Here is a 21,435-nt window from a genome sequence, read left to right as displayed (position 1 = left end):
GGTGTGCGCCTTTTGGGGGGATGGCGGAACGCTTTGTTTTACGAGCGTTTGTCGTTGTTTCTCGTAGCGTGCGCCCGCAGCCCACGTTTTTGCGTGGTGTGCGCTTTTTGGGGTGAGGGCGGAACGCTTTGTTTTACGAGCGTTTATCATTTATTTCTCGTAGCGTGCGGTTATATTGCGACGTTTTTCATCCAGCGGCGGCTTTTTAGGAGGATGACGCTTATTATCAGGCGGACGTATTCTTCGAGGGAGAGAAAGAAGTAGACTTTCCAAATCGGCATGCGGAGGACGTATGCGGTAATGAAGCCGAGTGGGACGCCAAATCCCCATGTGCCGATTATGTTCACGGCGGTGAGGAATTTCGTCTGCCCGCCGCTTTGGAGGACGCCGCCGCCTACGACCATGTTGAACACTTTCGCGATGAATACGAGCGAGAACGATACGAGGATTTTTATCGTTACGGCGCGCGTCTCGTCGGGGACTTTGAAAAGGCGGACGTAGAGCGGCGAGACTGCGCAGACTACCAGCGCTAGAATCGCTCCCGCCGTTATCGTCAGCGCGACGAATGATTTTGCTTCGGCGTATGCTTTCTCGTTTTCACCCGCGCCGAGCGAATTCCCCACGATGATTCCCGCGGCAGATGAGACTCCGCACAGCGCTCCGATGACGATTCCTTGTATCGGATACATGAGCGTCATAGCGGCGCACGGCTCCGTGCCAAGATGCCCGTAGATTATCGCGTACGTGTTTTCCCCGAGCGACCAGAGCGCCTCCCCAACGAGAATGGGGGCGAGTATTTTTATCGCGGTGACGACGAATTCGCGCGGGAATGAGAAGACCGGCTTCAGGCTCATGTTCCGCGTCTTTTTTTCGCGGAGAAAAAGCGTGCCGACTATGAGCATTTCCGCGATGCCCGCGATTACCGTGGCGATTGCAGCTCCTTTTTCCTCCATTTTCGGGAAAAATCCAATCCCGAAGATGAGGAACCAGTTGAGCACCGTGTTCACGATTATCGCGGATATTCCTGCGATTGCCGGAAGCTTCGCCTTTTTCATATTCCTAAGCAGCGTCGAGATGAAAAGCGTCGCGACAGACGGGAAGAACCCGAGCGCGCGCCATCTCAGATACGACGAGGCTTTCATGACGGTCTCGGCATCATCCGCATACACCGACATGACGACGTTCGGGATGGCGAACGATATGACCGAAAAAACAAGCGCGAAAAATGCAGAGATGTAGAGCGGCAGAAAAAAACTGTTTCTTATTCCCTTTTCGTTTTTCGCCCCGAAATACTGGGAAATCAGGATTCCGCTTGCGGTGACGATTGCGCCCGCCATGACGCTGAAAAGCGAGGTGAATTTTCCCGCGAGACCGATACCCGCGATGCTCGCGCTTCCGAGCGAGCCTATCATTATCTGGTCGATGAGGGAGAGCGACGACTGCATCAGGCTTTGGATGGTGACGGGAAGGGCGAGCTGGATGAGCTTGCCTTTGAATTCTTTGTTCATCATGTTGACAGAATACAATCGCCATGGTGTAAAATCTTGCATGTTTATAGCAATTTTATAACACAAAACTATCACGCAAATGGTCGGAGGAATCATGTCTCACAGGGAAACGCTTCACGAGAAAGCCGCGCACGGAATGAGGACGTTTCCGTATGCCGTATACCACGCCAGAATTCCTGAATGGCTTCGGGGGTTTCCCCATCATTGGCACGACGAATTCGAAATCATCATCGTGACGTTCGGGAGGGCGTCGTTCACCGCCGGCGGGGAGCGGTTCGTCTGCGGAAAAGACGACATCCTGCTTATCCCCGGCGGGAGCATCCATTCGATTTCACAGGACGGCGAGGAAAAATGCGAGTATTTCAACATCCTGTTCTCGTTCTCGCTTCTTGAGGAGAATTCCGAATCGCATTGCAGCCGGCGGTATTTCTCGAAAATCGGCGACCGCGATTCGCTTTGCGAGATATTCATAAAAAAGGGGACGGAACTGAACAGCCGCCTCCTTCCGCTTGTGTCGGATTTGGTTGAGAACAGGACGGAAAGCTATTCGGGGTACGAGCTGATGATAAAATCACAGCTCTTCAGAATCATGCACATAATCCTGACGGAGGATTGCGCTGAGCATCAGGCACGTGACGGAAACGCGCGGGCAAACACGGAGCGCCTCCGGAACGTCCTTTCGTACACGGCGGAGCATTTTCGGGAGAAAATTTCGGTAAGCGACGCCGCCGGAGTCTGCTCCCTTTCGCCGAGCCGCTTTATGGGGATGTTCCGCGTGGAAACGGGGATGAGCTTCATAAAATATCTGAACGAGTACCGGCTTGAGTCTTCGTCGGAGCGTTTGTGCGACAGCGACGATTCCGTGACGGAAATTGCGCTCTCGAACGGATTCGAGAACGTCTCGTATTTTATCCGCGCGTTCAAATCCAAATTCGGCTGCACGCCTCTCGAATACCGGAACAGGCTCCGCAGCCCGCAGAAATAAAATGCGCCGCAAAAGCAGATGGAACGGCTACCATTTGACCGACCATTTCTGCTCTTCTGTCGCGGTGAGAATTTTTCCGAGTTTCTCCGCTATTTTCGTCTTCTTCCCGTTGGGGGATTCCAGCAAAATCGTGACGTTTCCGTTCACCAGCTCGTCGGCGAACGACGGGCCGTACATCGCGGAAAGGAGAAGCTGGTATTCGCTTTCGCCCATCTCCTCGCCGATGAGCGCAGGAATCATCATCGTGTCCAGATACGCCTTGGAGTCGTCGTCGAGAAGCGCGTACAGCTTTCGTATTTCCTTGGGACCGAGCGTCAGGGAAAGCGAGCTTCCGTTCTTTTTGTCGAGAATCGAATTCGTTCCGAGCGAGAGAATATCCGTCGCGCGGAATGCCGACGAGCCGAGTTTTTTTATCGTACCGCTCGCCTCGACTTTCGTTTCCGACGGCGTCCTCGCGCCGACTCCGGTCGCGCCTGCGTTCAGCAGGAACGTCGACATGTCCGACGGCTCGAAAAGCGGCTTGTCCTCGGGAATTCCCGCGATCGATTTTATCGTCATGCTCGCCGATTTTGAGAATCCCGTCCTGAACGAAATCTCGACCGACTCGTCCGCGTTCGCCTTTATTTTTATCTCGGGCGAGCACGATGAAAGGGAAACGAGAAGCGATGCGGAAGCAGCCGCGGCAAGGAACATTTTTTTCATGAAAAACCTCCGTTGTGTTTTCTTTCGACCATTCGTGCGGTCTTTCATGTTAAATCAGATTCGACATCGGAAGCGTTACGCGTATTCCCGTCGAAAAAACGAGCCCGGAAGCCGCGCTCCTGAAAGGGGAGAGCGCCGTTCCGTCCGTCTTGTTGAAAACCGTGTAGTGGATGTCCTGCGTCAGCGAGATGCCGCATTTTCCCGCCTTTATCTGCGGCGTGTTCCAGCAGATGCCGATGATGCCGGGAAAAATGGAATGCCGTATCTCCTCGTTCCTGTCGCCCGGAATGTTCGGCTTTCCGAGCGGGATGACGGGACCTGCAAAAATGCGCGTGTAGTCGCCGAGCGCGAGGGAAAGGACGAGCGGAAGCTGGAAATTTCCCGTCCCGTTGTCGTACCTGATGAACGCCCCGATTCCGGGTTTTATCGTTCCGTCGTAGCTGACGTGCAGGAGCGCGTCGACGCCCCTGAAGTTCAGCCTGAACGACTCGCAGTCGAAGAAATTCCAGCCCGCCTCAATCGTCGCGTCAAACACGAGTTTTTCTGAAAATCCTTTTTCCGTCTCCGCGTTTTGCGCTTCGCCTTCAATTCCGACGCTTTTGTTTTCGGCTTTTTCCGAATCATTCAAGCCGTCCGGCTTGCCATTGTTTTCTTTGCTGCTTTCGGCTTCGTCATTTTTTTTTACGCTTTCCGGCGCGTCCTTCGATTTTATGTACCGGCCCGACGCCGCGTAATGCTCCTTCCAGTACCCGCGCGACAGCGTGGATATGATGACGCCCGTCTCAGGCCCGTCGCTCGCGCAGTGGAGGAATTCGTCGTTGCCGAGAAAAATCCCGACGTGCGAAATCCTTCCGCTTCCCGTCGTCTTGAAAAAAACGAGGTCGCCGGCAATCCTTTCTCCGTCGCCAATTTTTTCCGATTTCGCGTAAATGTTCTCCGATTTTCTCGGAAGCTGGATTCCGATGGATTCCCTGAACATCGAGAAAACGAACCCGGAGCAGTCGAACGTCGCCGGCCCCGTTGCCCCGTCCCGGTACGGGCAGCCGATATATTCCCTGCTGTATTCGATGAGCTTGTTCCTCATTCCCTGCGCCTTTTCCGCCGAGACGCCCGCATCTTGCGCGCAGACTTTCGGAAGCATCGCGAGCAGGAGCGCGGTGATTGCGACAAGAAAAATGTAGTCTTTCTTTGTGTGATGGTTGTTCATATTTCTATTATCGGATGTGCGATTTTTTTAGGCAACTGTTTCGGAATTTCCCGTCACGATGAGGATGGCACGCGCAGCACGTCGACCGTGTGGGAGCTTGCGCCGAGCAAATCGGGCCGCTCGCATACGGAAAGCTGGTACTTCACGAAATAGCCGAACGATTCCTCGTCGAGCGCGTTCAGCTCCCGCCGCATGTAATCCGCCGCCCCGTCAGGCGCGAATATCTTATCGCGGACAAGCCCCGCCTTTTTGTTGAGCGCGTCCATGTCCTCGATTCGCGTGTAGGAGTACAAATCCTTCTCCGTCTCCGTTATCGCGTGGAAATCGTCCGTGAGCGTCTTGTTCCTGATGCAGTCGAGGATTTTTCCTTTCTTGAAGCAATACGAGATTATCGCGTATTCGTTCATCACGTACGCGACGAGAATGAACCCGCCGTCCTTCGTCACGCGCTTCGCCTCGTTCAGGGCGGCGAGCCTGTCCTCCTCCGTGTGCAGATGGTACATCGGCCCGAACAGCAGCGTTATGTCGAACTCCTTGTCGGGCAGGAACGAAAGGTCGCGCGCGTCGCCCGGCCAGCATTTTACTTTCGCGTGTTTTGAAAGAAGTATGTCGAGGTTGTGCTTCACCAGCTCCACCGCCGTGACGTCGAATCCCTCCTCGCTCAGCGCGACGGAATACCGCCCCGTTCCCGCGCCGACGTCCAGGATTTTCGCGGCTGTTCCTCCGCATTTCGCGGCGCATTCCCTTATTTTTTCCATCGACACCGCGAATTCCACCGAGCCGTGCCGCGTTGTGAGCCTGTGGTCTTCTTTGAATTTGTTGTAATATTTTTCCAGTTGGGTCATCAGCTAAAGATAGCACAAAAAACAATCTAATTGTAAAATCAAGGCGAGGTAAAAAATGGATTTAATCGAACAAGTCAAATCAAAAATGATTGAGTACAACGGCAAAGACATTAAGCGCATCTCCCACGCGCTGAAAGTCCATTCGTTCGCGCGCTATATAGCCGAATGCGAGGGAATCGAGCCGTCGCTGATGCAGACAATCGAAATCGCAGCCCTCCTTCACGACATCGGAATCCACGCCGCCGAGGAGAAGCACGGTTCTTCCGACGGGAAGTATCAGGAAATCGAGGGGCCTGCCGTCGCCCACGAGCTGATGTCCCATCTTGAGATTTCCGATGCCGAAAAAGCCCGCGTGGAATACCTGATTTCCCGGCACCACACGTATGACAACATCGAAAACGAGGCGCTCGATTATCTCATCCTTGTCGAGGCGGATTTTGCCGTCAACATCGACGAGGATTCTGTTTCGGACGATGCCGTGAGGAACGCGCTCGGGCATGTCATCCGGACGGAGACTGCGACAAACCTCATAAAACAGCTCTACTGCTGATTCTTGCTGAAATGACGGGGCTGTCCGGAACAACTGTTTCGTGGCGGCCCCATCAAAAATATCGTCTCGCCCGCATTTCCGTTCCTGCGTCGTTTTGCGGGCAGTGATTTTGTTTGGAGGAAATAAAAAAATGGCAAAGAGATTCAAGAAATCTGCTGACAGGAAACTTTTCGGAGTATGCGGAGGCGTCGCTGAGTTTTTCGACATCGACCCGACAATCGTCCGCATCGTCTGGATTCTGATGGTCGTTTTCGGGGGATTCGGAATCCTTCTTTATATAATACTTGCGCTTTTGATGCCGAATCGCTGATACGTTGTCCATGACAAGAAAATTCCGTGAATCGGGGTTCGGGAAACTCGCGCTTAGGTTGTACGGCGGAATCCTTTACAAGCGGTTCGTCGAGTCGTCACGCGATTGCCGCGCGTCTTCTGCGTCCGCGCTCAGGAGAATCCTCGAATACGCGAAGGATTCCGAATGGGGCAGGGCGCACGGATTTCCGCTCATTCTTCTTGCGGAGGATGATGACGAGCTTTTCAGGCTTTTCCGGGCGAATGTTCCCGTCTCCGATTACGATGAGCTCCGGCCGTTCATCGAGCGGTGCAAGAACGGAGAGCCGAACGTGCTTTTTCCGGGGCACCCGAAAATGTATTCAGTTACGAGCGGAACTTCCGGCGAGCCGAAATGGATTCCCGTTTCGGAGGCGTACCACGACGTCGTCTACAAAAAGATGACCGTTCTCTGGCTTTATTCTCTCCTGAAATTGTGTCCGGCTGCCTTTGACGGAAAGGCGGTCTCGGTTGTCGGCAGCGTCGTTGACGGGGAGGTTCCCGACGGGACGGTGTTCGGCTCCGTTTCCGGGCTGACGAGCCGCGACATTCCCTGGTTTCTTTCCGGCATCCATTCCGTCTGCGAGGATGTTTTCAAGATTGATGATTTCAACGCGCGCTATTACGCGATAATGCGGATTGGGATTGAGCAGGACGTTACCGCGCTCATAACGGCGAATCCCAGCACGATAATGGAGATGCAGAACGTGGTCGATTCCCATCTCGACGACTTCATCCGCGACATCGAGAACGGGACGCTTTGCGACATGGCGGAGATTCCGGGCGACATACGCGCGCGGCTTTCGTGCGCCCTTTCCCCGAACGTGCGCCGCGCGAACGAGCTTCGCGAGCTGAGGAAGAAATACGGGCGGCTTTTTCCCAAGGATTTCTGGCCGAACCTCGCCGTCGTCTCGACGTGGAAAACGGGAAATTCCGGAATGTATGCCGAAAAAATAAAGGATTACTTTCCCGAAAAAGCCATTCACATCGACCTTTCGTATTTCGCGACAGAGTGCCGCGCCGGAATCACGCTCGACGGAAGCGACACGACGGTGCTTTTTCCCGGCGTGCATTTTTTCGAGTTCGTTCCGGAGAAGGACATCGGGAAGAAGGAGCCGCAGATTCTGGGAATCGACGAGATTGAGGACGGGAAGCAGTATTCCGTCTACGTGACGACGCTGGGCGGGCTTTACCGCTACCCGATGAACGACCTCGTCGTCGTTGACGGCTTTTTCGGGACGATTCCGCGGATACGGTTCGTGCAGAAGATAAACGGAATTGTTTCGATAACGGGAGAGAAGCTCCACGAGCGGCAGTTCGTCGAGGCGGTGCGGTTTGCGGAGGACGAGACTGGGTTTTCCGTCCGCTTTTTTGTCGGGTTCGCCGACATCGCGTTCGCGACATACCGGTTCTACTACGAATTCGAGTACCTTGAGATTCCCGGCGAGGACATCGAATTTTTCAATTCCGTCGTCGACGAGAAGCTCAAGTCGCTCAACATCGATTACGAGTCGAAGCGGAATTCGTTCAGGCTCAAATGCCCCGTTCCGTACCCGCTTGAGCGGAATTCGTTTTTGTCGTTCAGAAAATCGTGCTTCGGGAACGGAAACCACGACGGGCAGTTCAAGATGACCCTCCTGATGCAGGACGAGGAGAAGCACCGCATTTTCAGGGGGCTTGTGAGGAAATGATTCTGAGATTCGCCCTCGCGCTCGTCTTTTCAGCGATAATTCCGTGCGTTTTTGCCGCGGACATCGCCGCGCACAAAGGTTCCGCGCAGTTCCTCGACGGGAAGATTGTCTGCGTCTCGATTTTTGCGGACGACGAGTCCTCGTCGTGGGGAAAAGCGCGCGTCAGCCCGTATGCGAAGAAGACGGTCGATTACATGAAAATCGCGACTAAGTGGATTTCGAAAAAGGCGCGGAAATTCGAGCGGAAGCCGGAATTCGTGCACGATTTTTTCGGGAACGGCGGGATTTTCTACAGGACGAAATTCGACTGCGACATGACGGACAACGCCATCGCGAGCAAATTCGTCTGGCGCTACATCGAGCGCGCAATCGATTTGGGATGGATTCGGAAAACGTACGGGACGGACAACATTTTCTTCGTCGTTTTCCTGAACACGGGAAAGAAGAACCGCGTCCATTCGCGCGCGCAGTGCTACTGCGGGAAAAGCGCGTATCCCTACGAAATCGTGTACATAAACAGGTATGTTGACGGAATCGAAACGTCCCCTGCCGCATACGCCCACGAAATCCTGCACGTGTTCGGGGCGGAGGATTTGTACTGCGCCGACTCTCTGAACAACTTCCCGAGCGAATTCGTCGCGTACTGCGCGGAAACCTACCCGAACGACATCATGTTCACGATAAACGACAAATTCCGCGGCTCAATCTACGACAAAATCACGAACGACTTCTCCGACATCGACGCCTACTACGTCGGCTTCCTCTCCGAGTGCGCCGAAGTCACCCGCTTCTCCCTCCACCCCTCCGAGCACCTCCCCCCAAACTGAAGCCCCAGTCCCAGTTTCGTTTGAAATTCCGCTCCGCATATCAAAATATCCCCCTCATTTTTCGCCGAACAAAACATTCCACTCTCCACTTTCCGCTCTCATCTCTCCGCTCTCATCTTTCCGCTCTCATCTTTCCACTCTCCACTCTCCACTCTCCACTCTCCACTCTCCACTCTCCGCTTTCCGCTTTCCCCCCGCTTCCCACTTTCCCGATTTGTTCCTAGAATCTCGTCATGCTCAAAGACAAGACCGTACTGCTCGGTGTAACCGGGTCAATCGCCGCGTACAAGGCGGCATCGCTTGCAAGCCTCCTCGTGAAGAACCACGCCGACGTCCACGTCCTGATGACGAAAAACGCGACGAACATAATCAATCCGATTGCGTTCGAGACGCTTACGGGGAACAAATGCCTCATCGACACGTTCGACCGGAATTTCGAATTCGACGTGAAGCACGTCTCGCTCGCGAAAAAGGCTGATATTTTCGTCGTCGCGCCGGCAACCGCAAACGTAATCGCGAAAATAGCGTCTGGAATCTGCGACGACATGCTGACGACGACGTTCCTCGCCTCCGAATGCCCCAAGATGATTTCCCCTGCGATGAACACGAGGATGCTGATGAATCCGATAACGCAGTCGAACATAGAACGATGCCGCTCGTTCGGGATGAAGATAATCGACAGCGCGGAAGGGCATCTGGCGTGCGGCGACGACGGGAAGGGAAAAATGCCCGAGCCTGAAGTGATATTCAACCATATCGCGTCGGAAATCGCGTTCGGGAAGGATTTGAAAGGAAAGCGGATTCTCGTTACGGCTGGCCCCACGCGCGAGCGCCTCGACCCGGTGCGTTTTTTGTCGAACCGCTCAACCGGGAAAATGGGATTTGCCGTCGCCCGCGTCGCCGCAATGCGCGGCGCTGACGTCACGCTCGTTTCTGGACCAGTGTCTTTGGAAACGCCGCTTTCCGTGCGGAGAATCGACGTTGAGAGCGCGGACGAGATGTTCCGCGCTGTTTCCGATGCGTTCGATTCGTGCGATATCGTCATAAAGGCGGCCGCCGTCGCCGATTACAAGCCTGCCGTTTACGTCGACGAGAAAATAAAGAAAACGGAGGAGAAATCGGGCGTGCCGTGCATCGAGCTTTCGCGCACCGAGGATATTCTCGCGTCGCTCGGCGCACGGAAAAAAGGGCAGTTTTTGTGCGGTTTTTCGATGGAGACGCAGAACATGATTGAAAATTCTCGGCGGAAACTCGAAAAGAAAAACCTCGACATGATTGTCGCGAACAACCTCAAGGTTTCCGGAGCCGGGTTCGGGACGGACACGAACGTCGTCACGATTATAACGAAGGACGGCGAGAAGGAACTGCCAATTATGACGAAGGAGCAGGTCGCCTCCGCACTCCTCGACGAGATACTTTTGTCTCTGAAATCGGGGAAATGAGCGGAAACTGATTCCGTCTTCCCCGAACAGAATCAGCGCGTTTGACCGTCGCCGTCGATGAGGAATTTCGTCGTTGTGAGCGCCTTTATTCCCATCGGCCCGCGCGCGTGGAGCTTCTGCGTCGATATTCCGACCTCCGCGCCGAAGCCGAATTCGCCGCCGTCCGTGAACCGCGTCGACGCGTTGACATAGACGCACGCGCTGTCGATTCTCGACTGGAACGCGCGCGCGTTCTTCCTGTCGTTCGTGCAGATTGACTCGGAATGCTTCGTGCTGTGCGCGTTGATGTATTCGATTGCCTCGTCGATGGATGCGACGACCTTTACGGCGCACACAAAGTCGAGGAATTCAAAACCGAAGTCCGATTCCGTTGCGCGCACTGCCGATTTCTCGCCTTTGCATTTCGATTCGATGATGGAAAGCGATTTTTCGTCGCACCGAAGCTCGACACGCTTCCCGATTTTTTCGACGAGCGCGGGAAGGAACGCTTCCGCGATTTTTTCGTGGACGAGGATGCATTCGATTGCGTTGCATGCGCCCGGGCGCTGCGTCTTCGCGTTTTCCGCGATTGCGGCGGCCTTCTCGATGTCCGCGGACTCGTCGACGAACAGGTGGCAGACTCCGGCACCCGTCTCGATTACGGGAACCTTCGCGTTCTGGACGACGCGCTGGATGAGTTTTGCCCCGCCGCGCGGAAGCACGCAGTCGATTTTTCCTGTCGCGCCGAGAATCGCGTCCACGTCGGAATGGTCCTCCTGAACCTCGCACAATTCAAGCGCGCCTTCGATGCCGTCTTTTCCCGCGTTGCGCAATCCTTCCTTTATCGCCTTCACAATCGCCTTGTTCGATTCGAGCGCGCTTGACGAGCCGCGCAGGAGAATCGCGTTCCCGCTTTTGTACGCGAGGCAGAACGCGTCCACCGTGACGTTGGGGCGGCTCTCGTAGATTATGGCGATTACGCCGAGCGGAACCCTGACCTGTCGGATTGAAAGGCCGTTCGGCGTGTTCCATCCTCCGGCGATTTCCCCAATCGGGTCGCTTTGCGCGATGACCGTCCTCATGCTTTCGAGGATTCCGTCTATGCGCTTCGAGTCGAGCATGAGCCGTTCGAGAAGGGCATCGCTCATCCCGTTTTCGCGCGAGCGGTTCATGTCCGATTCGTTCGCGGCGATAATCTCCGCCCGGTGCGCGTCAATCGATTTTGCGACGGATTCGAGCGCGGCGTTCTTCTGGTTGGCGTTGTGAAGCGCAAGTTCCTGCGAGGCTTTCCGCAAATCGGCGGCGAGCTTTGTGATGTCCATATTTCCTCCGTTTGTGCTGCGTCCGTGAAAAACGTCGTTTTTCCGCAGCTTTGTTTTTCCGAAAAGCGCGACGGCTTACGGAATCAGAAAAACGGCCCCGGAATGATGATTTTCCGGACCCGTTTTCGCGATGAGAATGAATTCCTGATTCGCACACAAAAAAGCCCGCTTCGATGCGGGCGTGTTTTTAGTAGTTTGCGAGGAAGAACATTGCGACGAGCTGAACCGCCTTGTTCCTTTCTGACGACCATTCGTTCGATTTCGGCAAATTCCTGACGTACCAGCAGAAGATTCCGAATTCGGGGTCAATTCTGAGGGCATATTCGGCGAATTCGTCCGTTTTCGTCTGGTTCCCGAACATCAGGTAGATGACATCGTTCAGCATTTTTATAAACGTCTTGTAGAATTCGCACCATGCGCCTTTTGAGACTTCCGTGCAGTACTGCTCGAGCTTGTAGAGGACTTCCTCCTTTAGCGAAACGTCGATTTTCTCAACCCATGTCTTCTCGACGAGGAGCGTGAGGTTCCGTTTGAAGCTTACGATGAGTTTCTGTTCGTCTTCGGGCGTGGCGACCGAATAAGTTCCCGAGCCGAATGAATCCGCGATTGTCTTTGCGGCCGCATTCGTTTCGCCTTCGTCCTTTGCGGAGAGGAGCGTGTCGAGCGAATCAATCACCTTTTTGTCTAGAAATTCCGTTATTAAATCGTCCATGCGGATGATTTTAGATGTTTGGTTCTTCTTGTTCAAGGTTCAGAAAAGGATTGGCGGAATCCGCGGTTTTATTGAAAAGGATTGAAAGCAATGGAAATCTTTGCGTTTTCATAGCGAACGTTTGACTATTTCCAATATAAGATTTCCCGGAACTTTGCTAGACCTTTACAAAAATAATTCTCATGGAGTGAAAACATGAAGGGAATAATCGTTTCTGCGGCGTCGTTTTTGTGCGCCTTTTCAGTTTTTCCGTCCTTCGCGGATGAGCCGGCGTTCGCGTCTCCGCCCGACGTCATGTTCGGGTCTGTTCCCGGCGAGGAGAAGCCCGCGCTTTCGGGGAAGATTTCCGTCGGTTCGGGAAAAAAGGAGGTTTCAGGCGGGACAATAGAATCCGCCGCCGTTGACGAGAGCGCGCTCCTTTCGGAAAACGGCGCGACAATCGTCGTAAAAAGCGCGGAAATCAGGAAGAGCGGCGGCTCGTCGAACAGCGGGCAGAGCAATTTCTACGGGCTGAACGCGGGCGTCCTTTCCGACGGCGGAAAAATCTCGCTCATAAAAACGAGCGTGGCGACCGATGCCGAGGGCGCGAACGCCGTTTTCTCGACGGGAGAAAATTCGTTCGTGACGCTGCAGGACGTGAAAATCACGACGAAAGGAAATTCATCGCGCGGGCTTGACGCGACTTACGGCGGAAAGATTCGCGCGCGCGGCGTCGACATAACGACGGAAGGCGAGCACTGCGCGGCATTCGCGACGGACAGGGGCGAGGGGACGGTCGTCGTCGAGAAGGGAACTGCCGTCACCCGCGGGAACGGCTCGCCCGTGATTTACTCGACCGGCGACATTCGCGTCAGCAAGCTGAAGGGGAGCGCCGAATCGTCGGAAATCGCCTGCATCGAGGGAAAGAATTCGATTTCGATTGACGGCTGCGAGCTTTCCGGCGGGGCGGGACTTTCGGGCGAGACTGCGAGCGCGGTCATGCTTTACCAGAGCATGAGCGGGGACGCGAACGTGGGGACGGCGCGCTTTTCGTCATCGTCGTCCTCGCTTTCGAACGTGTCCGACGGACCGTTCTTCTTCGTGACGAACACTGACGCGGAAATTCACCTCGAATCGACGAAAATCGAGAATCCGTCGGGAATCCTCCTCAAAGTTTCCGGGAACGACTCGTCACGCGGTTGGGGAAGGGCAGGCGCGAACGGCGGGAACCTTTCCTTCAGCGCGAAAAAGCAGCGGCTTGAGGGCGACATAATCGTTGACGGAATCAGCTCGCTTTCACTGAACCTCGGAAAAATGTCCTCGTTCAAAGGAAAGCTGAACGAGGACGGACAAGGCAACGTGGAGCTGTGCCTTGCGAAGAACGCCGTCTTCGAGATGACCGGCGACTGCCACGTGAATTCGATTCGGGACGACGACGTTACGTTCTCGAACATAATCTCGCACGGGAACACGCTATACTACGATTCCTCGGACGAGAAAAACGCGCACCTGAACGGAATCACGATACGGCTGCGCGACGGCGGAAAAATCGCCGCGGAAAACCGGCATTCTGAACGGAAATCAACCGCGACGGAAAAATCGCATTCGCCCGAAAAGAAGAGCGCGGGAACCGTTCCTTCCCAGCCACCGCTTTCTGTCGTCTCGGGAATTCTTCTCGCGGACAATTCCGTCGAGCCTGCCTCGTATTCGATAACGGGCAAAGACGGAACCGTGACGAAAATCCGCGTGATGATGCCTCATCCGCAGAAAAACGGGAATCCTCCGTCGCCCCCTCCGTCCGGCGCAGGCAAGCCGATGAAAAATCCCCCGTCTCCTCCTGCTGAAAAAAGCCGCCCCGCCCCCATCACGGAATCCGCCCTCGCATCCCTTTCCGGAAAGAACGTCGATGCAAAAGGCATCCCCGAAAAAGACGGAACCCTCATCATCCTCGAAATAACCGAATCCCAACGCTGACCCCCGCGTGAACGTGCGCACCCGGGAAGGTGCGCCTATGCGCACCGGCGAACGCTTGCTCCGAGAAAACCGAACTGAGAACGGAAAAAACTCTGCAAGCGCAAACTGAGAACGGAAAAAAGCTCTGCAAGCGCGAACTAAGAACGGAAAAAACTCGGCAAGCGCAAACTGAGAACGCGAAAAATCACTCATCCCGCGCAATCTCACCCGGGAAGGTGCGCCTATGCGCACCGGCGAACGCTTGCTCCGAGAAAGCCGAACTGAGAACGAAAAAAACTCGGCAAGCGCAATCCCACTCGGGAAGGTGTGCCTATGCGCATCGGCGAACGCTTGCTCCGAGAAAACCGAACTGAGAACGGAAAAAAACTCTGCAAGCGCAAGCTGAGAACGCGAAAAATCACTCATCCCGCGCAATCCCACCCGGGAAGGTGCGCCTATGCGCACCGGCGAACGCTTGCTCCGAGAAAGCCGAACTGAGAACGGAAAAAACTCTGCAAGCGCGAACTAAGAACGGAAAAAGCTCTGCAAGCGCTAGAACGGTGCTTCGTCGGGGTTCCGCGCCTGTTTGATGTCGAGTCCGGTGAGCGAGCCGATTTTCTCGCAGTCGGAATCGTCAATCGCGAAATCGAAGACGGCGGCGTTCTCCGCGATGCGGGATGGCGTCACGCTTTTTGGGAGCGGGAGGAATCCTTTCTGAAGGCTCCACCGTATGCAGATTTGCGCAATCGACTTTTTGTATTTCTCGGCGAGCGATTTCATGAAATCGTTGCTGAAAATGCCTCCCGTGCCGAGCGGCGAGTACGCCTCGACGACCATCCCGAGCGATTTCGAATACTCGACGAGCTTTTCCTGCGTCTGTCCGGGGCACAGCTTTATCTGGTTCACCATCGGGCGGATTTCCGCCGTTTCGAGCAGCGCGTCGATGTGCCGCTCGCAGAAATTCGAGATTCCGATTGCGCGGAGCTTTCCTTCGCCGAGCGCCTCCTCCATCGCCTTCCAGCTTTCTGCGTTTTTTTCCTTCCAGCAGTCGCGGAACTGCAGCGGGTTCGGCCAGTGGATGAGGTACAGGTCGGCGTAGTCGAGCGCGAGTTTTTTGAGGGAAACGTCGAGCGCCTTTTTCGTCTGCTCGTATCCGTGGTCGCTGTTCCAGAGTTTCGTCGTCACGAACAAATCCCCGCGGCTGCATCCCGATTCCGAGAGAAAATCCGCGATTGCCCGCCCGACAGACTCCTCGTTTCCGTACGCCGCCGCCGTGTCGATGTGCCTGTAGCCTGCCCTGAGCGCCGCGAGAACTGCGTCGTAACATTCCTGCCCGTCCGCGCTCTGCCACGTCCCGAACCCGATTGCCGGAATCTTCGTCCCGTTTGCCAAATCGAATGATGAAGAAATCGTCATTTTTGCCTCCTTTTTTGAAAATCCGCTTGTGACGAAAAAATTCCCGTTCCGGGAAAAAGTTTTTGCCGAGATGAATGATGGGTCAGACTATCACGCCTTTCGTTGAGGGAATTGCCGTGCCGCGCCGCGCGTCGATTTCCACGGCGCTCCTGATTGCGCGGGCCGCCGCCTTGAAAAGCCCTTCCATTTTGTGGTGGTCGCTTCTTCCGCGAATCGTGTCGAGATGGAGATTGCATTTCGCGCCCTGCACAAATCCGTTCCAGAAATCGTCGAAGCAGTCCGTCTGGAACGTTCCCTGCTTTCCGTCCTGAACCGACACGAGCGGAATGCCGGAAAGCTCCGCGTTGCACACGAGGAACGGACGCCCGCCGAAATCGACAGCCGCGCGCAGGAGGCTTTCGTCCATCGGGTAGAGGAACGAGCCGGAGCGGAAAATTCCCGCGCAGTCGCCGAGCGCTTTCGCGAAGCACTGCCCGAGAACGATTCCCGTGTCCTCGATTGTGTGGTGCTGGTCGACGTTCAGGTCGCCCTCGATTTTTCCGGACAAGTCGAAAAGTCCGTGCTTGCAGAACGATGTCAGAAGATGATCGAAAAATCCGATGGGGTTCTCGACGGCGCATTTCCCGTTCCCGTCGAGGTTGAGCGTGAGCGAGATTTTCGTCTCGCCCGTTATTCTTTCAATAGTCGCAGTTCTGTTCATGGCTCTTTTATACCGACTTTTTCCCGCCGGTGGAAGAGCCGGATAAAATCGACCTGTTCTGAACCTGAATTTTCCGAACAGATTTAATGAAAAAAAAGCGGCAGTTCGACCCCGTCCAACCGCCGCCTCGAAACTCGCTTTGCAAGTTCCGGCAGATTTGGAAAAATGCCATTAGGCATTCCGCGTTCCCAAGAACGAGCAAAGCTCGTTCTTGCAGATTTGAAAAAAAATGCCGTTAGGCATTCCGCGTTCCCAAGAACGAGCAAAACTCGTTCTTGCAGATTTGAAAAAAAAATGCCGTTAGGCATTCCGCGTTCCCAAGAACGAGCAAAACTCGTTCTTGCAGATTTGAAAAAAATGCCGTTAGGCATTTCGCGTTCCCAAGAACGAGCAAAGCTTGTTCTTGCAGATTTGAAAAAAATGTCGTTAGGCATTCCGCGTTCCCAAGAACGAGCAAAGCTCGTTCTTGCAGATTTGAAAAAAATGCCGTTAGGCATTTTTTTCAAATCCTACTTCAGGATTTTATATTTCATCACAACGAACCTGCCGTCCTCAAGCGTCTGGAATCCGAGCAGCTCCTTTTCGTTGACGAATCCCGTGAGCTTGAGCCTGTTTCCCTGCTCGTTCTTGATGTCCTGAATCGTGAATTCTGCTTCCGGGGCGATGTCGAGCGAATATTTCTCGCCGCTTTCCGTGACGAAGCCGACGAACGTGAACGGCGCGTTCCCGTAAATCTGGATGTGCCCCGTTATGCTCTTCTTTCCGCCGAATGCCGCGGCGGGGAACGACGCGAGCGCTATTACGGCAAGCGCGATTGCCGAAAAAAACGATTTTCTCATCTTATTCTCCTTGCAAAATGAAATTTGCCTACTGAACGATGACGTACATGTACAAATCCGCCGAGCCCTTGTCGCTGAACGTGAGCGTCAAGTCATTCATGCCCGCGGAAAGTTCGCCGAGCGTGTGCAGCGAGATTCCGTACTGCGGGCGGAGGTCTATCGCCGCGTTGTTTTTGAAAAGCACGGGACCGTTTCCGTCGTATCCGAGTTCTGATGACGCCACGAGCGAGGGTAAATTGCTTGGCAGTTTTTCAATTTCCGGTGCATAGCCATTTGCGAAAATGTCGTATGCCGTCATCGGGTACGAATACGAACCGGATGAAAGCGTCTGCTTCGCATCCTTGTTGAGCGTGTACGTTGTGTTTCCCGTGAGCGCGAGGAGGAAGTTCTGGAAAATCTTGTCGAACGTCAGGCTCGTGCTGTTGATTTTGTTGACTGCCGCGACGATTGAGTTGTTGTCGGTTTTGTCGTTCTGCGAGATTTCCTTTATGAGCGCGGCTCCCCCGTAATTGCGCGCGAGGAAAGCGCCGAACGTGTACGACGTCGCGTAGGAAACGACTGCGTTGTCGTTGTCGAGGTATTCCCTGATTCCCGAAAGAATGTAGTATGTGTTGAACTGCTGCGTCCTGTTTTTTGGGGAGTCGTCGTCGTCAATTTCCAGAAAATCCTGCATCATGTCCTCGCAGAGCATCGAAAGCATCTCGTTGTAGCTTGTGTCGGGCACTTTTCCGAGCTTTATGTCCTTCATGTTGAAGTTTATCATGTGCTGGAATTCGTGCGCGAGCGTTGAGATTGCGTCGTTCGGGTAAAGGCGCGCGATTGCCGAGTCGATGTAGAAATACTTTCCGATGTTCGAGTAGTTGAGGACTTTATAATCTCCGGACAAATTCGTCGTCGTCTTGTAGTAATCTTTCGAGAAGAAGAATCCCGCGGTGCCGTTTGGTGAATACTCTCCTTCCTTGTCGCTTTTGTAATCGCCGTCGATGTCGTAGAGGACGATGTTCACCGTGCTGCCGGTGTCGCTGACGTCTGAGATGCTTGTGTCGGTACGCGTTTTTCCGTCCGTTACGCGGATAATCTCCGCCTCATTTCCGAAAACATTCCTGATTACCGGGTACATCGCGTCGAATTTTTGTGCGAACGTCTGTGCCGTCGATTCGCTGACTTTGTTTTTCGATTCCGTCGTAGCGTAGTAGTCGTCGAGAATCCAGACGTTGCAGTACGTTCCTGTCGCGTACAATGTCGCCGGTTTCTGCTCGTATCCGTTCTCGGTCTCAATCCAGATATTTTTCGTTGTCCCGACATCGCGCGAAATCGGCGTGACGCTGAAATTCGGTGAAACGGCCGAGCGCGACGAAGAGACGGGAATGTCGAATTTGGGGCTTACGAAATGCCGGTATTTCTGTTTTTTCCCCAGGTCAATCGCGGACAAGTCGATTTCCGCATCCGCGCCTGCCCTCGCCGAGACGGAGCTTGAAAGCGAGATGCTTGCGGAGCTCGACTCGGCTTTCGTCACGGTGCGCACGTCGCTTTTGCTGATTGTGTAGTCGCCCATGTTCACCCGCGCGACGTACAGTTTTTTGCCGCCGAGGTTTCCGGTGATTTTCAGCGTCTTCGTTTCCGGCGCGACTTCAAAAATATTCGAGCTGGAAATCGATTCGTTTTTTGTCTCCGTCGCTTCTATCAGCCCTTCTTCCTCTTCCTCATCTACGCACGATACGAAAAGCGCCGATGCGATGAGCAGGCTTGCCGCCGTCCTTCCGGCGAGCGATTTTCTCATTTTCATACTTTTCCTCCTTGCAAAGCACCGTATGATTTGTGCAAAAGACTTCGCTTATAACACCTGTCCGGCTCAGTCAGTTTCCGAACAGGTCTATTATATCAGATGATTCGCTCCATTCCATGAACCGCCCGAATTTAATCCGCCTTTCAATAATGTACGGGGAGTGTGTATAATTGCGGGGAAAAAAGACGAATCGAGGTGTGTTGTGAATATCTGTTTGTTCAGGCAGGATGAGATGGGGAAGGCGCTCCCGTTGGGTGACGAGCGCGCGAAGCATATCGTGAAGGTTCTGAAAAAAGGCGCGGGGGATACGTTCGACGCGGGGATAATCGGCGGGAAGGCTGGCGTCGCGACGATAACGGGAATCGGTGACGGCGGGATGTCGTTCTCGTTCGAGCCGTTTTCTGACGAGGAGCGCGCGGAAGGGAAAATGCTCCGCCCGCTGACTTTGATTGTCGGGTTCCCGCGTCCGATTCAGCTGCGGCGGCTTCTCCGCGACGTTGCGGGGCTCGGCGCCGAGCGGATAATCCTTTCGGGGACGGAGCTCGGCGAAAAATCGTACATGGAATCTAACGACATAAAGGACGGCGCGGCTTTGCGGATGCTTCTCGACGGGACCGTTCAGGCGGCATCGACCCACGTTCCCGAGCTTGTTGTGGCGAAAAGTCTTCGCGAGGCGGTTTCGATTTCCGGATGCGGCTCTTCGGCAAACGTCGCCCTCGACAACAGGCGCGCGACGAAATCTCTCGGGGCGTGGCTTTTCGATGAGTCGGAAAAGGGCGCGCTTTCCCGCGTGTGCGCCGCAATCGGAAGCGAGCGCGGATGGACGGAACGCGAGCGCGATTTCCTTGAGTCGGCGTCGTTCTCGCTCTGCTCGATGGGAAACCGCGTCCTCCGTACCGAGACAGCCGTGACTGTTGCAAGCTCGATTATTTTGGATAGAATGGGATTCTTGAACTGAAAATCGTCTTTGACGAAAAACAAAGGAATGGAACTGAAAATGGAAAACGAAGAGATAAAGAAGCGCCTCCTTGAGATTGAGGAGACGGGAATCGAATTTTCGCTCGTGCAGACGGGCAAGGAAAGCGTCCGCGTCAACGGGCTTTACAAGCCGGACACGCACGAAATTCTGCTCCACAACAAGAATTTCAAGGACGACAACCAGATTATGTACACGGCGATACACGAGTACGCGCATCACCTTGAGACGGAGAAGTACATGGCGGAGAACGGCGGGCGGCTTCCTCCCGGCGGCTCTCGCGTCCACAGCGCGCAGTTCTGGGCGCGTTTCCATTCTCTTCTCATAAAGGCGGAAAACCTCGGCTTCTACAAAATATCGATTGAGGAATCGCCCGAGCTCAAGGAACTTACCGAAAAAATAAAGAGCGAGTACATCGAGGCGAACGGGAAGATGATGGTGGAATTCGGGAAGCTTCTCGTGAAGGCGCACGAGCTGTGCGAGAAGGCGAACATCCGCTATGAGGATTACCTCGAGCGCGTCCTCTGCCTTCCGAAAAACACCGCGAAGGATTTGACGAAAGTCGCCTCCGTGCAGGTGAATCCCGCAATCGGGTTCGACAACATGAAGAAAGTCGCGCAGATTAAGGATTCCGGCGAGCGGGAGGCGGCTGAGCAGCAGATTCTTTCGGGAAAAACGCCCGACACCGTCACCGAGCTTATGCGGAAGAAGGCTTCGGAGGACGACCCGAAGGAAAAACTTGAGAAGGAGAAGAACCGCCTCGAGAAGACAATCGCATCTCTCCAGCAGCGGCTTCAATATGTGGAGGAGACACTTGAGACACTTTGAAAGACTCGTGGCGGTTTTCGCCACAATCGCGCTTCCTGCGGTTGCGTCTTACGGGCAGTCGGGGCAGATGATGAACCTTGAGATGCCGCAGATGCCCACGATAGCCGTTCCGACGCTGAGCACCGGCTTTTACACGCCGTCTTCGAACGGTTTTTCCAGCGGCATCGAAAGCCCGTCGGCGCCCGTAGCTCCGGCAAAAGGCGCGCCGGCAAACGCTGTGGCGCAGGACAATGCTTCGTCGGCTGCTTCCGCCTTGTCGCAGAAAACATCTGCCGCCGAAACGCTCAAGGCGAGCGACATTTCCGCGCTGAACGGGCTGGGGCTTTTCGGCTCAATCTCGGACGTGCTCGGAGCAAATAATCCCGCGCAATCGTCCGGCTCCCCGAGTCAGACTGCCGTGCTTAATATGATTCTGGCAAAACTCGGTGAAATAAAGGAGGCTGTCGGGAACGCACCCGCGCAGAAAACGCAGGTGTCGTCGCCGCGCCAGAATCCGAAGATACTCCGCTTCTCGGCAGACGGCGTCGATTATCTCCCGCTCATAAAGTCGTCGTTCTTCTCATCGCTTGAGAGCGACGGGACGTTCCTCCTCACCGGCGACATCCGCTCCGCTTCGGGCGAGAAAATGCAGGACGAGACGTTCTATTTCCTTTTCAAGTCGGCCGGAATCGAGAACGGCGTCCCGAATTATTCCGTCGAGACGTCTGTAAGCCAGCGCAGCGACAATCCGTCGTCGTTTTTCAGGCGGCTTTCCGAGCGCGGCGACATAATCGCAAGACGGACGGGGAATCTCGTCACGATGAGGGTTTCCGACGGTATGCAGATGGACCTGCTCCTTGCGCTTGACAATTAGGAACGGAG

At 54.6% G+C, this 21,435-nt stretch carries 21 protein-coding genes; 10 read left to right on the top strand and 11 right to left on the bottom strand.

Annotation, left to right across the window (positions count from 1 at the left end):
• Positions 1 to 170 precede the first annotated feature (170 nt).
• Positions 171 to 1,511 (bottom strand): MATE family efflux transporter, encoded by a 1,341-nt coding sequence (locus TRESADRAFT_RS12485; protein ID WP_002706167.1) that lies wholly within the window; start codon positions 1,509 to 1,511, stop codon positions 171 to 173.
• A 91-nt stretch (positions 1,512 to 1,602) separates the two neighbouring features.
• Between TRESADRAFT_RS12485 and TRESADRAFT_RS16105 the strand changes: the two genes are divergently transcribed.
• Entirely contained in the window at positions 1,603 to 2,493 is an 891-nt protein-coding gene (locus TRESADRAFT_RS16105) for an AraC family transcriptional regulator (RefSeq protein WP_002706166.1), read from the top strand.
• Between the two features lie 27 nt (positions 2,494 to 2,520).
• Here the strand turns inward: TRESADRAFT_RS16105 and TRESADRAFT_RS12475 are convergent, their stop codons facing one another.
• From TRESADRAFT_RS12475 to TRESADRAFT_RS12465, 3 genes are read right to left on the bottom strand one after another with little or no spacing between them, the layout of a single operon-like run.
• Positions 2,521 to 3,195, bottom strand: coding sequence for a hypothetical protein (locus TRESADRAFT_RS12475; RefSeq protein ID WP_002706165.1), 675 nt, complete (start codon positions 3,193 to 3,195; stop codon positions 2,521 to 2,523).
• A gap of 49 nt (positions 3,196 to 3,244) precedes the next feature.
• Positions 3,245 to 4,402, bottom strand: a complete 1,158-nt coding sequence (locus TRESADRAFT_RS15380; protein ID WP_002706164.1) for a C40 family peptidase — start codon at positions 4,400 to 4,402, stop codon at positions 3,245 to 3,247.
• A gap of 53 nt (positions 4,403 to 4,455) precedes the next feature.
• Positions 4,456 to 5,247, bottom strand: a complete 792-nt coding sequence (locus TRESADRAFT_RS12465; protein ID WP_002706162.1) for a class I SAM-dependent methyltransferase — start codon at positions 5,245 to 5,247, stop codon at positions 4,456 to 4,458.
• 55 nt (positions 5,248 to 5,302) lie between these two features.
• Between TRESADRAFT_RS12465 and TRESADRAFT_RS12460 the strand changes: the two genes are divergently transcribed.
• From TRESADRAFT_RS12460 to coaBC, 5 genes are all read left to right on the top strand, one after another.
• Positions 5,303 to 5,797 (top strand): HD domain-containing protein, encoded by a 495-nt coding sequence (locus TRESADRAFT_RS12460; protein ID WP_002706160.1) that lies wholly within the window; start codon positions 5,303 to 5,305, stop codon positions 5,795 to 5,797.
• Positions 5,798 to 5,927: 130 nt separating this feature from the next.
• A complete protein-coding gene (locus tag TRESADRAFT_RS12455; RefSeq protein ID WP_002706159.1) occupies positions 5,928 to 6,107 on the top strand; it encodes a PspC domain-containing protein in 180 nt (59 codons plus the stop codon).
• Positions 6,108 to 6,117: 10 nt separating this feature from the next.
• The gene (locus tag TRESADRAFT_RS12450; protein ID WP_002706158.1) at positions 6,118 to 7,815 is read left to right on the top strand and encodes a GH3 auxin-responsive promoter family protein; all 1,698 of its coding nucleotides are present in this window, start codon (positions 6,118 to 6,120) and stop codon (positions 7,813 to 7,815) included.
• Positions 7,812 to 8,642, top strand: a complete 831-nt coding sequence (locus TRESADRAFT_RS12445) for a hypothetical protein (RefSeq protein ID WP_002706157.1) — start codon at positions 7,812 to 7,814, stop codon at positions 8,640 to 8,642. Before TRESADRAFT_RS12450 ends, TRESADRAFT_RS12445 begins: the two co-directional genes overlap by 4 nt.
• A 233-nt stretch (positions 8,643 to 8,875) precedes the next feature.
• Positions 8,876 to 10,084, top strand: coding sequence for a bifunctional phosphopantothenoylcysteine decarboxylase/phosphopantothenate--cysteine ligase CoaBC (gene coaBC / locus TRESADRAFT_RS12440; RefSeq protein ID WP_002706156.1), 1,209 nt, complete (start codon positions 8,876 to 8,878; stop codon positions 10,082 to 10,084).
• A 32-nt stretch (positions 10,085 to 10,116) separates the two neighbouring features.
• On the opposite strand, the gene TRESADRAFT_RS12435 is transcribed toward coaBC, so the two are convergent.
• On the bottom strand, positions 10,117 to 11,433 hold the full coding sequence (locus TRESADRAFT_RS12435) for a glutamate-5-semialdehyde dehydrogenase (RefSeq protein ID WP_281054626.1): 1,317 nt from the start codon (positions 11,431 to 11,433) through the stop codon (positions 10,117 to 10,119).
• A gap of 139 nt (positions 11,434 to 11,572) precedes the next feature.
• The gene (locus TRESADRAFT_RS12430) at positions 11,573 to 12,097 is read right to left on the bottom strand and encodes a hypothetical protein (protein ID WP_002706154.1); all 525 of its coding nucleotides are present in this window, start codon (positions 12,095 to 12,097) and stop codon (positions 11,573 to 11,575) included.
• A 195-nt stretch (positions 12,098 to 12,292) separates the two neighbouring features.
• Here TRESADRAFT_RS12430 and TRESADRAFT_RS15375 point away from each other — a divergent pair, with 195 nt between their 5' ends.
• The gene (locus TRESADRAFT_RS15375; RefSeq protein ID WP_002706153.1) at positions 12,293 to 14,050 is read left to right on the top strand and encodes a hypothetical protein; all 1,758 of its coding nucleotides are present in this window, start codon (positions 12,293 to 12,295) and stop codon (positions 14,048 to 14,050) included.
• Between the two features lie 531 nt (positions 14,051 to 14,581).
• Here the strand turns inward: TRESADRAFT_RS15375 and TRESADRAFT_RS12420 are convergent.
• The 5 genes from TRESADRAFT_RS12420 to TRESADRAFT_RS12405 all read right to left on the bottom strand — a co-directional run bounded on the left by TRESADRAFT_RS12420 (position 14,582) and on the right by TRESADRAFT_RS12405 (position 18,770).
• Positions 14,582 to 15,445, bottom strand: a complete 864-nt coding sequence (locus TRESADRAFT_RS12420; protein WP_002706152.1) for an aldo/keto reductase — start codon at positions 15,443 to 15,445, stop codon at positions 14,582 to 14,584.
• An 82-nt stretch (positions 15,446 to 15,527) separates the two neighbouring features.
• Entirely contained in the window at positions 15,528 to 16,145 is a 618-nt protein-coding gene (locus tag TRESADRAFT_RS12415; RefSeq protein ID WP_002706151.1) for an imidazoleglycerol-phosphate dehydratase, read from the bottom strand.
• 83 nt (positions 16,146 to 16,228) lie between these two features.
• Entirely contained in the window at positions 16,229 to 16,651 is a 423-nt protein-coding gene (locus TRESADRAFT_RS16100; RefSeq protein ID WP_141607389.1) for a hypothetical protein, read from the bottom strand.
• A 3-nt stretch (positions 16,652 to 16,654) separates the two neighbouring features.
• Positions 16,655 to 16,984 carry a hypothetical protein gene (locus tag TRESADRAFT_RS12410; RefSeq protein ID WP_002706147.1) on the bottom strand — a complete coding sequence of 110 codons (330 nt, stop codon included), beginning with the start codon at positions 16,982 to 16,984 and terminating at the stop codon, positions 16,655 to 16,657.
• A 28-nt stretch (positions 16,985 to 17,012) separates the two neighbouring features.
• A complete protein-coding gene (locus TRESADRAFT_RS12405) occupies positions 17,013 to 18,770 on the bottom strand; it encodes a M30 family metallopeptidase (RefSeq protein WP_002706146.1) in 1,758 nt (585 codons plus the stop codon).
• Positions 18,771 to 18,972: 202 nt separating this feature from the next.
• Here TRESADRAFT_RS12405 and TRESADRAFT_RS12400 point away from each other — a divergent pair, with 202 nt between their 5' ends.
• Genes TRESADRAFT_RS12400 through TRESADRAFT_RS12390 form a run of 3 tightly spaced genes read left to right on the top strand, consistent with a single transcriptional unit; the run spans position 18,973 to position 21,427 of the window.
• Positions 18,973 to 19,728 carry a 16S rRNA (uracil(1498)-N(3))-methyltransferase gene (locus TRESADRAFT_RS12400; protein WP_002706145.1) on the top strand — a complete coding sequence of 252 codons (756 nt, stop codon included), beginning with the start codon at positions 18,973 to 18,975 and terminating at the stop codon, positions 19,726 to 19,728.
• Positions 19,729 to 19,767: 39 nt separating this feature from the next.
• A complete protein-coding gene (locus TRESADRAFT_RS12395; protein WP_002706144.1) occupies positions 19,768 to 20,574 on the top strand; it encodes a hypothetical protein in 807 nt (268 codons plus the stop codon).
• Positions 20,561 to 21,427, top strand: a complete 867-nt coding sequence (locus TRESADRAFT_RS12390; protein ID WP_141607387.1) for a hypothetical protein — start codon at positions 20,561 to 20,563, stop codon at positions 21,425 to 21,427. Before TRESADRAFT_RS12395 ends, TRESADRAFT_RS12390 begins: the two co-directional genes overlap by 14 nt.
• Positions 21,428 to 21,435: the final 8 nt, after the last annotated feature.

Source organism: Treponema saccharophilum DSM 2985 (assembly GCF_000255555.1).
Classification (GTDB): domain Bacteria; phylum Spirochaetota; class Spirochaetia; order Treponematales; family Treponemataceae; genus Treponema_D; species Treponema_D saccharophilum.
Note: the sequence above shows the minus strand (reverse complement) of the source record. Positions and strands in the feature narration are given on the sequence as shown.